This is a genomic window from Ruegeria hyattellae (assembly GCF_041537925.1).
Classification (GTDB): Bacteria; Pseudomonadota; Alphaproteobacteria; order Rhodobacterales; family Rhodobacteraceae; genus Ruegeria_C.
This window is the reverse complement of the sequence record NZ_JBGOSH010000005.1, coordinates 206,546-220,028: the sequence shown is the minus strand read 5'-3', so window position 1 is coordinate 220,028 and position 13,483 is coordinate 206,546. Positions and strand designations below refer to the sequence as shown.

General features: G+C 61.8%; 10 protein-coding genes and 1 tRNA gene. 9 read left to right on the top strand and 2 right to left on the bottom strand.

The features are described from left to right. Positions 1-2: 2 nt before the first annotated feature. The 9 genes from AB1E33_RS14440 to AB1E33_RS14400 all read left to right on the top strand — a co-directional run bounded on the left by AB1E33_RS14440 (position 3) and on the right by AB1E33_RS14400 (position 11,815). Entirely contained in the window at positions 3-1,529 is a 1,527-nt protein-coding gene (locus tag AB1E33_RS14440; RefSeq protein ID WP_372577973.1) for a tripartite tricarboxylate transporter permease, read from the top strand. Positions 1,530-1,533: 4 nt separating this feature from the next. Next, on the top strand, positions 1,534-3,021 hold the full coding sequence (locus AB1E33_RS14435) for an aldehyde dehydrogenase (RefSeq protein WP_372577972.1): 1,488 nt from the start codon (positions 1,534-1,536) through the stop codon (positions 3,019-3,021). A 14-nt stretch (positions 3,022-3,035) separates the two neighbouring features. After that, positions 3,036-4,331 (top strand): aspartate aminotransferase family protein, encoded by a 1,296-nt coding sequence (locus tag AB1E33_RS14430; RefSeq protein WP_372577971.1) that lies wholly within the window; start codon positions 3,036-3,038, stop codon positions 4,329-4,331. Beyond that, a complete protein-coding gene (locus AB1E33_RS14425; protein ID WP_372577970.1) occupies positions 4,328-5,281 on the top strand; it encodes a phosphotransferase enzyme family protein in 954 nt (317 codons plus the stop codon). The genes AB1E33_RS14430 and AB1E33_RS14425 overlap by 4 nt, the downstream gene beginning before the upstream one ends. Beyond that, on the top strand, positions 5,278-6,063 hold the full coding sequence (locus AB1E33_RS14420; protein ID WP_372577969.1) for an SDR family NAD(P)-dependent oxidoreductase: 786 nt from the start codon (positions 5,278-5,280) through the stop codon (positions 6,061-6,063). Before AB1E33_RS14425 ends, AB1E33_RS14420 begins: the two co-directional genes overlap by 4 nt. A 599-nt stretch (positions 6,064-6,662) precedes the next feature. Beyond that, positions 6,663-6,736, top strand: a tRNA-Gly gene (locus tag AB1E33_RS14415). A gap of 281 nt (positions 6,737-7,017) precedes the next feature. Then, positions 7,018-8,826: an ABC transporter transmembrane domain-containing protein gene (locus AB1E33_RS14410; protein WP_372577968.1), complete on the top strand. Its 1,809-nt coding sequence runs from the start codon at positions 7,018-7,020 to the stop codon at positions 8,824-8,826. 163 nt (positions 8,827-8,989) lie between these two features. Then, positions 8,990-10,879: an acyl-CoA synthetase gene (locus AB1E33_RS14405; protein WP_372577967.1), complete on the top strand. Its 1,890-nt coding sequence runs from the start codon at positions 8,990-8,992 to the stop codon at positions 10,877-10,879. A 12-nt stretch (positions 10,880-10,891) separates the two neighbouring features. Beyond that, the gene (locus AB1E33_RS14400) at positions 10,892-11,815 is read left to right on the top strand and encodes an alpha/beta hydrolase (RefSeq protein WP_372577966.1); all 924 of its coding nucleotides are present in this window, start codon (positions 10,892-10,894) and stop codon (positions 11,813-11,815) included. 41 nt (positions 11,816-11,856) lie between these two features. Here AB1E33_RS14400 and AB1E33_RS14395 read toward each other — a convergent pair whose 3' ends face one another. Both AB1E33_RS14395 and AB1E33_RS14390 read right to left on the bottom strand, forming a co-directional pair. Further along, positions 11,857-12,693, bottom strand: a complete 837-nt coding sequence (locus AB1E33_RS14395; protein ID WP_372577965.1) for an alkaline phosphatase family protein — start codon at positions 12,691-12,693, stop codon at positions 11,857-11,859. Positions 12,694-12,785: 92 nt separating this feature from the next. Next, entirely contained in the window at positions 12,786-13,394 is a 609-nt protein-coding gene (locus tag AB1E33_RS14390) for a DJ-1/PfpI family protein (protein ID WP_372577964.1), read from the bottom strand. Positions 13,395-13,483: the final 89 nt, after the last annotated feature.

Below are 13,483 nucleotides of genomic sequence, written 5' to 3'. Positions count from 1 at the left end.
CCATGGAAACGTTTCTTTCCGGTCTTCAGATCCTTGCCCAATGGGAAGTCTTCGTGGCACTTGCCATCGGCTCCATCGGCGGCGTCATCATCGGCGCGCTGCCGGGTGTCGGGCCCGCGGTTGCCATCGCCATCCTGCTGCCGGCCACCTTTGCCTTTGAGCCCATCGTCGGACTGACCCTGCTCTTGGGGATCTACGGCAGCTCGATGTACGGCGGCGCCATTCCCGCCATCCTGATCAACACCCCCGGGACGCCGGTCAATGCACTGACCACTTATGACGGCTATCCGATGACCAAGCGCAAGGAAGGCCACCGGGCGCTGTCGCTGGCCTATTCGGCGTCCTTCTTCGGCGGCATCTTCTCGGTCGTCTGCCTGATAGTGCTGTCACCGCTGCTGGCGCTGATCGCCCCGCATTTCGGCAGCCGCGAGATCTTTCTCGCCGCCTTTATGGGCATCCTGCTGGTGGTGGTAGCACACCGCGGACAAACTTTTGCCGCCGGAATGCTGGCCTGTTTCGGCATATTCCTGAACACCGTCGGGCTGGAGCCAGTCAAATACACCAAACGCTTCACCTTCGACCAAAGCTGGCTGTCCTCCGGTTTTGACCTTATTGTCGTGGTGCTGGGGCTGTTTGCCCTCAGCCAGGCCTTCCTGCTGCTGATCGAAAAGGACCACGCCCCCGGTGAAGCCCATGTGCAGGGAAACATGCTTTCGGGCATGAAAGAGCTGCTGGGGATGAAGCGCATCGCAACCGTCTCGTCCTCCCTTGGCGTGCTGATGGGCATGATCCCCGGCGTCGGTGAGTTCACCGCACAATTCCTGTCCTACACTTACGCCCAGAAGACCTCGAAAACTCCGGACACCTTCGGCAACGGCTCTCCCGAAGGCCTTGTCGCATCTGAGGCAGCAAACAACGCTGTCCCAGGTGCGGCAATGATCCCGCTGCTGGCCCTGGGCATTCCGGGCGAAGCGCTGACCGCGATGATGCTGTCGGTGTTCTACGTCCACAACGTGATCCCGGGTCCGCAGCTGTTTGAAACCCAGTTGGATTTCGTAATGGCGCTTTATCTGTCCCTGATGCTGCTCAACGTGATTGTGCTGGTGTTCCTGCTGTTCTCCACCAACCTGCTGCTGAAGATCATCCAGATCCCGACCCGGTTTCTGGGCATGATGATCCTGACCCTGTCCTTCATCGGCGTCTATTCGCTGCGCAATTCGATCACCGACTGCGCCATCGCCGCGGGTTTCGGCGTATTCGGCCTGATCCTCAAGCGGCTGAACCTGCCGATTGTGCCGATCATTCTGGGCATGGTCCTGGGCGGCATCATGGAGGTCAAGCTGCGCGCCGCAATGGCAGCAGTGAAAACCCCCATAGACTTCATCAGCCGCCCCATCGCTGCAATCATCTTCGTGATGATCATCGGGATCCTGGTGCTGCACATCCGCACCCTGATCCGCGAGCAGAAAGCTAAGCGAAAGCCGGATCCGGTTGGGCCTGACTACGAACATTCCAGCCAGCAGGGGTAGGACTATGCTGAACCAGAGAGACATCGACGCCTTCCGCCAGCAGGAGGTGACGGCCCAGGGGCATTTCATCGATGGAGAGGCGCAGGCTTCCCTGATCGGCGGCACGCTGGAGGTGATTTCCCCCATCGACGGCCGACCGCTGGCCCGGCTGGCCGAAGGAACGCCTGCCGACATGGAGCGTGCCATTGCCTCAGCACGGGCCTCCTTCGAGGCAGGGCACTGGTCCCGCATGGCCCCCGCCGCCCGCAAGAAGGTGCTGATGAAGCTAGGCGATCTGATCGAGGAGCGGGCGCTGGAAATCGCCGTGCTGGGGGTGCGCGACAACGGCACCGAAATCACCATGGCAATCAAGGCGGAGGCACTGTCGGCCGCCGCAACCTTCCGCTACTACGGCGAGGCCATCGACAAGATCTATGGCCAGGTCGCCCCCACGGCAGAGAATGTGCTGGCCCTGGTGCATCACGCACCGGTCGGGGTGGTCGCTGCCATCGTGCCCTGGAACTTCCCGCTGATGATCGGCTCCTGGAAAATCGCCCCGGCGCTGGCGGCAGGCAACTCGATTGTTCTGAAGCCGGCTGAAAGCGCCTCGCTCAGCCTGCTGAAGATCGCCGAGCTGGCGGTTGAGGCCGGTGTTCCGCCGGGGGTGTTCAACGTGGTGACCGGCAAGGGCAGCGTGGTCGGCGAGACCCTGGCGCTCAGCATGGATGTGGACATCATGGTCTTCACCGGCTCCGGCGCCACCGGGCGGCGGCTGCTGGAGTATTCGGCACGCTCCAACCTCAAGCGCTGCTACCTGGAGCTGGGTGGCAAATCTCCCAACATCATATTCAACGATGCGGCCGATCTGGCCGAGGCAGCCAAACTCTCTGCTGCGGGCATCTTCCGCAACTCGGGCCAGGTCTGCGTGGCCGGCTCGCGGCTGCTGGTGCAAGAGGACATCGCCGAGGATTTCATCACTGAAATGGCCCGCCATGCCGAGGCTTTCCGGGTCGGCGACCCGCTCAACCTCGCCAGCCAGATCGGCGCGGTGCATTCGCTGGCAGAGCTGGAAGCCAACCTGGAGTTTGCCGCCCAGGCAGAGGCCGAGGGCGCCGAATTGCGCAGCGGCGGCCAGCGCATCCTGGCGGAGACCGGCGGTTTTTACATGCAGCCGACCATCGTGGCGGGCGTAAGACCGCAGGACAATCTGTTCCAGAACGAGGTCTTCGGCCCGGTGCTGGCCGTCACCACCTTCAAGGACGAGGAAGAGGCAATCCGCCTGGCCAATGCCACCACCTACGGGCTTTCTGCCGGGGTCTGGACCGCAACTCTCAGCCGCGCACACCGCATGGTGGCGGGCATCCGCTCCGGCATTGTGTATGTGAACACCTACGGCGGCTCTGACCTGACCGTGCCTTTGGGCGGCGTCAAGCAGTCCGGCAACGGCCATGACAAGTCCCTGCACGCCCTGGAAAAATACTCCGACCTGAAATCCACCTGGATCCAGCTTTGACCCGAGGAAACGCCATGACCCTGCCTGCCAGATCCCAGGACCTCATCGACCGGCGCGCCCGGCTCCTGGGGCCGAATGTCTCCACTTTCTACGACGAGCCGCTGCACATCGTCAGGGGCGAGGGCGTCTGGCTTTGGGATGCCGACGGGCGCAAGTATCTGGATTGTTACAACAACGTGCCGCATGTGGGCCATTGCAACCCGCGGGTGGTGGAGGCGATCTGCCGCCAGGCGGCGACCCTCAACACCCACACCCGCTATCTGCACGAGGGCATTCTCGACTACACAGAGAAGCTGACCGGCACCATGGATGCCTCGCTCGACACCGCCATCCTGACCTGCACGGGATCAGAGGCCAACGACATTGCCCTGCGCATGGCCGAAGCGATGACCGGCAATCGCGGCATCGTGGCCACCGACGCGACCTATCACGGCAATACCGCGCTGGTCAGCCAGCTCAGCTGCTCGAACACGCCAACCGTGGGCTTCGGGCTGGAGCAGTATTTCCGCTTTGCCGAAGCGCCCGACAGCTACCGCAACCCGGACCCGGATGGTAGCAAATTCGCCGCCGCCGTGGCGGAACAGATCGCTGCGCATGAGGAGGCAAGCACCGGTTTTGCCGCGCTGGTTGTCTGCCCCTTCTTCCTGAACGAGGGGTTTCCGAACCAACCGAACGGCTGGTTGAAGCCCACGGCGGAGGTGGTGCGCAAGGCCGGCGGCCTGCTGATCTGCGACGAGGTACAGTCCGGCTTCGGCCGCACCGGCACCCATATGTGGGCGCATCAGAAGATGGGGGTGGTGCCGGATGTGATGACGCTGGGCAAGCCGATGGCCAACGGCCACCCGGTCGGCGGCGTCGTCACCCGCAGTGAAATTCTGACAGAATTCCGCTCCGGCTACCGCTACTTCAACACCTTCGGCGGCAACCCGGTGTCCTGCGCCGCCGCCATGGCGGTGCTGGAGGAGATCGAGGAACAGAACCTGCCGGCCCACGCCGAGGCCGTCGGCGCCCATGCCCGCAACCGGCTGACCGCGCTGCAGGAGAAATATGATGTCATTGGCGATGTGCGCGGCTCCGGCATGGTGTTTGGCGCCGAAATGGTGCTGGACCGCGCCTCCAAAGAGCCGGCGATTGAGTTTACCGACCGGGTGATCAATGCCATGCGCCGCCGCGGCATCATTCACTCCAAGCTGGGCCGCCACAAGAACACCCTGAAAATCCGCCCGCCGATGCCGTTTTCCAGGGAAAACGCCGACCTGCTGTTCGACACGCTGGATGAGGTGCTGGCCGAAACCCCGGTGCAGCCATGACAGCGGCAGCGGTGGAGCAATCCCTGGCGCTCTGGGGGATGCAGGGGGCGGAGACCCGCCTTGTTGCCACCCGCGAAAACCAGGTCTACCGGGCCGATCACGCCGGGCGCTCCTATGCCCTGCGCCTGCACCGCCCCGGCTACCGCACAGATACGGAACTGTGGTCGGAGCTGCAATGGATGAACGCCGCAGCGGAGGGCGGCCTGCATGTGCCGGCCCCGATCCCCTCGGCTTCGGGCGAGTTTCTGCGTGTGGCTGACGGCATCCAGGCGGATGTGCTGACCTGGCTCTCCGGCGCCCCCGTCGGCAAAACGGGCGAGGATCTGGCCGCCGCCGACCGCACTGGCCTGTTTTATGGCATCGGCCGCGAAATGGCGCGGCTGCATGCTGTCTCCGACCGCTGGACCCCGCCCGCGGGCTTCAGCCGATGGTCCTGGGACCGGGAGGGTCTGCTCGGCGAGACTCCGGTCTGGGGCCGGTTTTGGGAAAATCCCAGCCTGACCAAAGAGGACCGCGCTCTGTTCCTTGCCTTGCGCAACGAAGCGGATGCGGAACTGCAACGGCTGGAGGGCAAACTGGATTATGGCCTTATCCATGCCGATCTTGTGCGCGAGAACGTGATGGCTGACGGGGACAAGTTGCAGCTGATCGATTTTGACGACAGCGGTTTTGGCTTCCGGCTGTTCGACCTGGCCACCACTTTGCTCAAGAATATGCGGGAGACCGATTATCCGGCGCTGCGCGCTGCGCTGATTGCCGGCTACCTGTCGGAGCGGGTGATCGACTTGGGCGAGCTCGACCTGTTCATCCTGCTGCGGTCGGCAACCTATGCCGGCTGGATCATCACCCGGATGGATGAACCCGGATCCAAGGCTCGCAATCAGCGGTTCATCGGAACAACCCGTGTTCTGGCCCAAAGTTTTCTCTCTGGAGAAGGTCTGCAGCCATGACCCGCTTCGCAGGCAAAACCGCGATTGTCACCGGTGCCGGAACCGGGATCGGCGCCGCCACCGCCCGCCGGATAGCAGCCGAAGGCGGCAATGTGATCCTGACCGGCCGCCGCCTGGAACCGATCGAAAAAGTAGCAAAAAGCTGCGGCGGCATTGCCCTGGCGGGGGATGCTGCCAGTGCGGAGCATATGGTAGCTCTGGTGGAATTGGCCCGCAGCCGCTTAGGCGGCCTGGACGTGATGGTCTGCAATGCCGGCGGTTTCGGTTTTGGCACCCTCACAGGGATCAGCGACGCGGATTGGGGCGCCGCAGTTCAGGCCAATCTGAACACCGCCATGGTCTCTGCCCGTGCCGCCATGCCGGCGCTGAAGGAGCGGCGCGGAAACATCCTGATGATGGCGTCGATCGCAGCGCTTGCAGCCGGGCCGGAGGCCTGCGGCTACGTCACCATGAAACACGGGCTGCTGGGGCTGACCCGATCCATTGCCCGCGACTACGGCCGACACGCGGTGCGCTGCAACGCGGTCTGCCCCGGCTGGGTCCGCACCGAAATGGCCGATGCGGAGATGGCAGAGTTGGCAGAGCGCCGGGGCCTGGAGTCGGTCGAGGAGGCCTACAGCCTAGTTACACGCGACGTACCGCTAGGCCGTGCCGCCACAGATGAAGAAGTGGCAGCTGCAGTTGCGTTCTTATGCTCCGCCGAGGCTGCCATGATTACCGGGGCGGTTCTGACGGTCGATGGCGGCGCGACAATTGTCGACGTCCCTACACTGGCGTTCTGACTTCGCCCTGCTAGAAAATTGGTTTTGGAGTTTTGCCACTAAATCCTACAGATCAAGCGACCTGTTCAACTCATCGAGGAACAGGTGCCAACTGCAGTTTGTTGCCCGATCATACTATGGTTGCGCAATAACTACTGGGTTATCCGAAATGGAGATTTCTTCAGGTGAGCAGCCCTGCAGAGTCCATTGCAGCTGCCCTTTCTACGGGGCCATTTTCCATCCCGGGTCACATCCATGCGCGTAACCACTTGCGGAACGGCAGCTTTCAGAATGACGGTCCAGATGCTTCGCCATCGCAGCATCTCGGTGACCGCATCAGGTTCGAACAGCTGCTTCTGGTCTGGCTGCGGCCGTCCGGAGACAAGGGGCGAACGGCAGCAACGTCCCGCGATGTGTGAATTCAACAGCGAACCGATTTCGCGGGTGCGGCGACGTTCTGCCTTGACGGCCTGCGGTGCAGTACTGCACATGGAGTGCTCAAGGTCGAGTTCAAGCCAATTAACGACAGTTGCTATCAACAATGCCATCTAACTGTCGCTAGTACCCACTAGTCTCACTTGACGCCCAGAAACGTTTGAAATACTACCTGAATCTGTTGAGCGGGCGTTGTGTAGTGGTAAGACCTTAGCCTTCCAAGCTAAAGACGCGGGTTCGATTCCCGCCGCCCGCTCCAAGAATTCTCTCACGGCAATACGCTCGCGAAAGATTGCGCAATTTTCCGGGTATTTACCTGAAAAGATGTGATTTTCTTTCTACACTCCCTGAAACCACCCTGATCAGGATCACAGGGTGGGGACCTGTGCTGGCCCTCGTGTTTTCGAAATCGTGCTGCGTTTGGGCAGTTTGGCCGCAGGCCAGCAGATGCGCATTTGCTTGACCTGCGCGGGACGCAGAGTCATGAAGCGTGGCCAGAGGGGCGCAGGCCCCAAAAAGACTTCAACGCGAGACCACATAATGGCCAGATCGAAACCCGCTCAGCCCGCGCCAAATGCCAGCGAAGAGCGCGCCACCTCTCGCAAGCTGGGGATTCTGGGGGCGCTTTGGCCGTTCATGCTGCCTTACAAGGGCCTGATGGCGGGGGCCGTGGCGGCGTTGATATTGACCGCCGCGATGTCACTGACACTGCCTCTGGCGGTGCGTCGCGTGGTCGACAATTTTCGCATCGAAAACGGTGATCTGCTGGACCGCTACTTCTTGGCGGCGCTGGGGATTGCCGCCATCCTCGCGCTGGGCACCGGCATCCGCTACGCGCTGGTGACCCGTCTGGGCGAACGAGTGGTGGCGGATATCCGTATGGCGGTGTTCGACCGCGTCATCGGGATGAGCCCCGAGTTTTTCGAACGCGTCATGACCGGCGAGGTGCTCAGCCGGATCACCACGGATACGACACTGATCCAGTCGGTCCTGGGCTCGTCCGTGTCGATTGCACTGCGCAACATGCTGCTGTTTGTCGGCGGGCTGATCCTGATGCTGCTGACCTCGGCCAAGCTGACTGGCATGGTGCTGCTGTTGATCCCCATCGTGATCGTGCCCATTATGGTGCTGGGCCGCCGCCTGCGCCGGATCAGCCGCGAAAATCAGGATTGGATCGCCGCGTCGTCTGGTAGCGCGGGCGAGGCACTGAGCGCAGTGCAGACTGTGCAGGCCTATACCGGCGAGGGTGCCAGCCGCGCGCAATTCGCCGAGATGACCGAGACGTCCTATGAGGTCTCGCGCCTACGTATTCGTACCCGCGCGATCCTGACCGTGATCGTGATCTTTCTGGTCTTCAGCGGCGTTGTTGGCGTGTTGTGGATGGGGGCGAACGCCGTCCGCTCGGGCACCATGACCGAAGGGACGCTGATCCAGTTCGTGATCTATTCGGTGATCATGGCGGGCTCGGTCGCCGCTTTGTCCGAAATCTGGAGCGAATTGCAGCGGGCCGCCGGGGCCACTGAACGGCTGGTGGAGTTGTTGCACGCCACGGACACCGTGCTGGACCCCGGCACACCCGCGCAACTGCCCGCGCCGGTGAAGGGCGAGATCGCGCTTGATGCGGTCAGCTTCCGCTACCCGTCGCGCCCCGAGTATCTTGCGCTGGACGATCTGTCACTGACGGTCGCGCCGGGGGAAACCGTGGCGCTTGTCGGCCCGTCAGGCGCGGGCAAGACCACGGTGATCCAGATGATCCAGCGGTTCTATGATCCCGATCGGGGGCGGGTGACTCTGGACGGGGCCGACCTGCACGCGCTGGCCCGCAGTGATTTCCGCCGACATATCGCTCTGGTGCCGCAGGATCCGGTGATTTTTGCCACTTCCGTGCGCGACAATATCCGCTTTGGCCGCCCCACCGCCAGCGATGCCGAGGTTGAACAGGCCGCACGTGCCGCTGCTGCTCATGACTTCATCGCGGCATTGCCCGAGGGCTATGACAGCTATGTCGGCGAACGCGGCGTGATGCTGTCGGGCGGCCAGAAACAGCGCATCGCCATCGCCCGTGCGATCCTGCGCGACGCACCGGTCCTGCTGCTGGACGAGGCCACCTCGGCGCTGGATGCCGAAAGCGAGCGCGCGGTGCAGCAGGCGGTGGATGTGCTTTGTGCCGGGCGCACGACCATAATTGTCGCGCACCGTCTGGCGACCGTGAAGAAGGCCGACCGGATCGTGGTGCTTGAGAACGGGCGAATCGTGGCGCAAGGCAAACATGATGAGTTGGTTGCGCAGGGTGGTCTCTATGCACGGCTTGCAAGGCTGCAATTCACCGAGGGAATGGCGGCTGAGTAGCCACGCCTTCCGGAAAATCGTCGTGTGACGTGGCGGCACTCGGCTTCCAACGTCTAAATTGACGTTAGGGTGATTCTTGCGCGGAACCGCGGGTTTTTGCAGGTTGCGCTAGAATTCCGGTGGGTTTGAACCGCCGCCGCGCCAATACGAGGGAGGCACAGAAATGACCTTTGCAGGTGTCAAGGATCGCGACGCTATCGAAAACGAAATGCCGTGGGCCGACCGGGATGTTCCGATCACGCTCTATCAGCTGCTGTCATCGACCGCAGGCAAGTATCCCAACAACAATGCGATCAGCTTCCAGCTACTCTCCGGTCCGACCGACAAGGCCGAAACCCTCACATGGTCGCAGGTCAAGAACCAGGTAACGCAAGCCGCCAACCTGTTCCGCTCGCTTGGCGTGGGTGAACAAGATGTGGTCGCCTATGTGCTGCCCAATTGCAACGAGACGCTAGTCACCATGCTGGGTGGCGCCGTTGCAGGGATCGTCAATCCGATCAACCCGCTGCTGGAGCCTGAACAGATCGCCTCGATCCTGCGGGAAACCAACGCCAAGGTGGTGGTGACACTTAAACCGTTTCCGAAGACCGAAGTGGCCCAGAAAGTGGCCGAGGCGGTCCGCCATGCGCCCAGCGTGAATACGGTTTTGGAGATTGACCTGAACCGCTATCTGACACCCCCGAAGTCCTGGATCGTGCCGTTGGTCCGTCCCAAGATGGAAGACAAGGAACACCTGGCGCATGCCGACTACAAGAATTTCAACAAGGAAATCGCGAAGCAGCCGACCGAACTGACCTTTGCCGATTCCACCGAGGACCGCGTTGCGTGCTATTTCCACACCGGCGGCACCACCGGTATGCCCAAGGTCGCGCAGCACAAATACTCGGGCATGATGTACAACGCCTGGCTGGGCGGCACGCTGATGTTCGATTACAGTGACAACATCATCTGCCCGCTGCCGCTGTTCCACGTTTTCGCCTGTCAGGTGATCGTGATGGCCTCGGTCTATTCGGGCGCGCATGTGATCTTTCCGACGCCGCAGGGCTACCGCGGCGACGGTGTGTTCGACAATTTCTGGAAACTGGTCGAACGCTGGAAGATCAGCTTTGTCATCACCGTCCCGACAGCGATCTCGGCCAAGATGCAGCGCCCGGTCGATGCCGATATCTCGACGATCAAGACCGCGTTCTCGGGCTCGGCCCCGCTGCCTCTGGAACTGTTTCGCCGTTTCGAGGAAACCACCGGCGTCACGATCGTCGAGGGGTACGGACTGACCGAGGCGACCTGCCTTGTGTCCTGCAACCCCAAGGACGGCGAAAAGAAGGTGGGCTCGATAGGGATCCAGCTGCCTTACACCGACGTCAGGATCTTCAACGATACAGGCGATGGCCCGGTCGAGGCGGCGACGGACGAGATCGGCGAGATCTGCATCTCGAACCCGGGGGTCTATGCGGGTCACACCTATACCGAGGAAGAGAAGAACCGCGACCTCTATCACAACGACAAGTATCTGCGCACCGGCGATCTGGGTCGTGTGGACTCGGACGGGTATCTGTGGATCACAGGTCGCGCCAAGGACCTGATCATCCGCGGCGGTCACAATATCGATCCCGCCGAGATTGAAGAGGCACTGCTGGGACACGAAGCAGTGGCTTTTGCCGGCGCCATCGGGCAGCCCGACGAATATGCGGGCGAGGTTCCCAGCGTCTATGTCGAACTGGTCGATGGAGCGTCGGTAACTACCGACGAGCTGATGAAATATTGTGAAGTGCATATCCATGAGCGTGCAGCGCATCCCAAACATGTGGCCATTCTGCCCGAGCTTCCGAAAACCGCCGTGGGCAAGGTGTTCAAGCCTGATCTGCGCAAGGATGCGATCACGCGGATCTACAACACCGCGCTGGAAAAGGGCGAAGTGCAGGCGCGGGTCGTGTCCGTCATTGACGACAAGAAGCGTGGTCTCATCGCGCAGCTTGACGCAAACGGCACCTCGGAGGAGGATGTATCCAAGATTCTGGGCGGTTACACCCGCCCGTGGGAATGGGCCGCCTGATCCGGAGACCGAATGGACTATGACGCGCTGCTAGACGCGGAGATACGGGACTTCATCCGCCGTACCGCGGAATGTTATCCCGAAAATGCGGTGGACCTGTCGATCGAAGAACAGCGACAGGTTTATGACCGGATGTGCCGCGCCTTTCGGCAGGGCGCTCCGGATGGAATTTCATCCCAGGACCTGGACGCGAGTGGCGTTCAGGTCCGTGTCTATTCTGCCGGTCAGCCAACGCGAACGGTTGTCTACATGCATGGCGGCGGCTTCGTGCTGGGTGGGCTGGACAGTCATGACGACGTCTGCGCGGAAATCTGCGCTCAGACCGGGTACCGCGTGGTCGCTGTCGATTACCGTCTTTGCCCCGAGCATCGGCACCCGGCCCAGTTCGAGGATTGCTGGGCCGCGACGGAATGGGCGGTGGACACTTATGGCGACCCGCTTGTACTGGCCGGTGACAGTGCTGGCGCGACACTGGCTGCCTGTGTTGCGCATCATGCGCGCGGACGTCTGCAAAACGTGCTGGGGCAGGTGCTGATCTATCCTGGCTTCGGTGGCGACCGCGACCAGGGGTCTTATTTGGAGCACGCACAGGCCCCGATGCTCAGCCGCGCTGATGTGAAATTCTACGCCAGCATTCGCACGCTGGCGGATGAGCCGACCGACGATCCTACCTATGAACCCCTGCAGGACAGCGATTTTTCCGGGCTGCCCCCGACAGTGATTATCACGGCCGATTGCGACCCGCTACGCGATGACGGTCGCGATTATCGCGACCGGCTCTTGGATGCGGGTGGCAAGGTGTGCTGGATCAACGAAGAGGGGTTGGTGCATGGCTATCTGCGTGCCCGCCACTCCGTGTCCCGCGCGCGCGCCAGCTTTGAGCGGATTTCCCTTGCGGTCGAGGCGCTTGGGCAGGGGCTCTGGCCTTACGACTGACACTGGTGGGCAAGGCGCTTCGAAGCGCCTTGTCGTCGGTCTCAGCGCAGGAAAGGCTCGGCCCGCATTGTCTCGGCAAGCGGAGCACCAAGGCGGGACAAGATTGTCGGGGCCAACTGCAACTGGTCGATCACCGTTTCGCTCTCGGGCCCCTCGGCATCACCAAAGTAATAAAGCGCGGTTTCCTGCTGCAACGGATCATGCCCGCCATGGTGGCCGCGCGCGTCCTGGCCATGATCAGCGGTCACGATCACCTCATACCCCATCTTCCGCCAGCACGGGATGAAGGGGGCCAGCATTTCATCCATAACAAAGCAGGCGTGGTCCATCTCAGAGCAGTCGTGATGGAACCTGTGCCCCATACTGTCCAGCGTGCAGGTGTGCAGCATGCCGTAATCGAGGTCGAAGCGCTGGCACAGATTGGTGAGCGAGGCAAACAGGTCGACATCGCAAGGCGTCATCTGGTTGGCGTGACCATAGCCCGTCATGCTGTGAAACCGGCCATGGTTGATGGTCGTGCTGTCCGGTTCGTCATATTCCACGTCGCGTACATGGTCGAACGGGTGGCGGTTAAAAAATTGAGACCAATAGCTGTGCGCAACGGCCCCGGTCACTCCGCCCGCCGCGCGGGTTTGCGAGAACACGTCCTTGTGGTTCAGCCGGAACACATTGCCATTGCCGGTGCAGCCATGTTCGGCAGGGGCGACCCCGGTATGGATAGAGGCATAGCAGCTTGCCGAGGTCGAGGGCAGGATGGCGCGATGTTTCCAGACCCGCGCCTCGCCGGACACCACCCAACCTTCAAGGTTGCCGAAGAGCCTACGGAAGTTGCGCAAGGGCACACCGTCCAGAATGATCAGCAGTAGTTTACGGTCCATGGCGTTCTCCCTAGCCTTGGTGTTTTGTGGCGGGCAAATGACGGTCAGGCAATGGAAAATCGTCGGTCGGGTTAAAACTGTTTTCTCGCCGCCTAAACCAGTCCGTGAAGCTGGGCAAAGGGGTCGTGGGCCTTGTCCTCGTGCCAGGTGTATTCGCACCATCGGGCAACGTCGCAGGCGGTTTCCTGCCCGTGCATCAGAGCGATCGCGCCAAGCGTCATGTCCATCCCAGCAGAGACGCCGGATGAGGTGATGAACGGGCCATCCTCGACCCAGCGAGCCTGCCGTTGCCACATCACCTTCGGCCCTTGCTCGGCAACCCAGGAAAACGCTGCCTTGTTGGTGGTTGCCTTGCGCCCATTCAGAACGCCAGCGCGTGCCAGCAAGGCGCTGCCGGTGCAAACGCTCAGCGTGTATTCTGCCTGTGCCGAGACCTGTGCGATCCATTGGGTCAGGGTGGGGTTGTCGACCTCACGGCGGGTTCCCGCGCCGCCGGGAACAAAGAGGATGTCATAGGCATCGCCCTCTTCGATCCCGTGTTCGGCATAAGCCGCCAGGCGCTGGTTGCTGGTGACCTTGCTAGGGGTTTCGGCGACCAGGCACAGTTTGAACTTGTCATCCAGCAGGCCGAACATCTCCATCGGGCCGAACAGGTCCAGCAATTCGAACCCGGGAAAAATCAAAGCACCGATCCTGCGCATGGCAAACCCTTTCAGCAATGATCGTGAGGTGATGATAGGTGGGTGGGGGCCGCCCCAAACGAAAAAAGCGGCGGGTCTGGCCCGCCGCT

Bases quoted from the DNA above. Each gene is read 5' to 3' on its own strand.
- AB1E33_RS14440 (WP_372577973.1), top strand. From the start codon at position 3: ATGGAAACGTTTCTTTCCGGTCTTCAGATCCTTGCCCAATGGGAAGTC.
- AB1E33_RS14435 (WP_372577972.1), top strand. From the start codon at position 1,534: ATGCTGAACCAGAGAGACATCGACGCCTTCCGCCAGCAGGAGGTGACG.
- AB1E33_RS14430 (WP_372577971.1), top strand. From the start codon at position 3,036: ATGACCCTGCCTGCCAGATCCCAGGACCTCATCGACCGGCGCGCCCGG.
- AB1E33_RS14425 (WP_372577970.1), top strand. From the start codon at position 4,328: ATGACAGCGGCAGCGGTGGAGCAATCCCTGGCGCTCTGGGGGATGCAG.
- AB1E33_RS14420 (WP_372577969.1), top strand. From the start codon at position 5,278: ATGACCCGCTTCGCAGGCAAAACCGCGATTGTCACCGGTGCCGGAACC.
- AB1E33_RS14410 (WP_372577968.1), top strand. From the start codon at position 7,018: ATGGCCAGATCGAAACCCGCTCAGCCCGCGCCAAATGCCAGCGAAGAG.
- AB1E33_RS14405 (WP_372577967.1), top strand. From the start codon at position 8,990: ATGACCTTTGCAGGTGTCAAGGATCGCGACGCTATCGAAAACGAAATG.
- AB1E33_RS14400 (WP_372577966.1), top strand. From the start codon at position 10,892: ATGGACTATGACGCGCTGCTAGACGCGGAGATACGGGACTTCATCCGC.
- AB1E33_RS14395 (WP_372577965.1), bottom strand. From the start codon at position 12,693: ATGGACCGTAAACTACTGCTGATCATTCTGGACGGTGTGCCCTTGCGC.
- AB1E33_RS14390 (WP_372577964.1), bottom strand. From the start codon at position 13,394: ATGCGCAGGATCGGTGCTTTGATTTTTCCCGGGTTCGAATTGCTGGAC.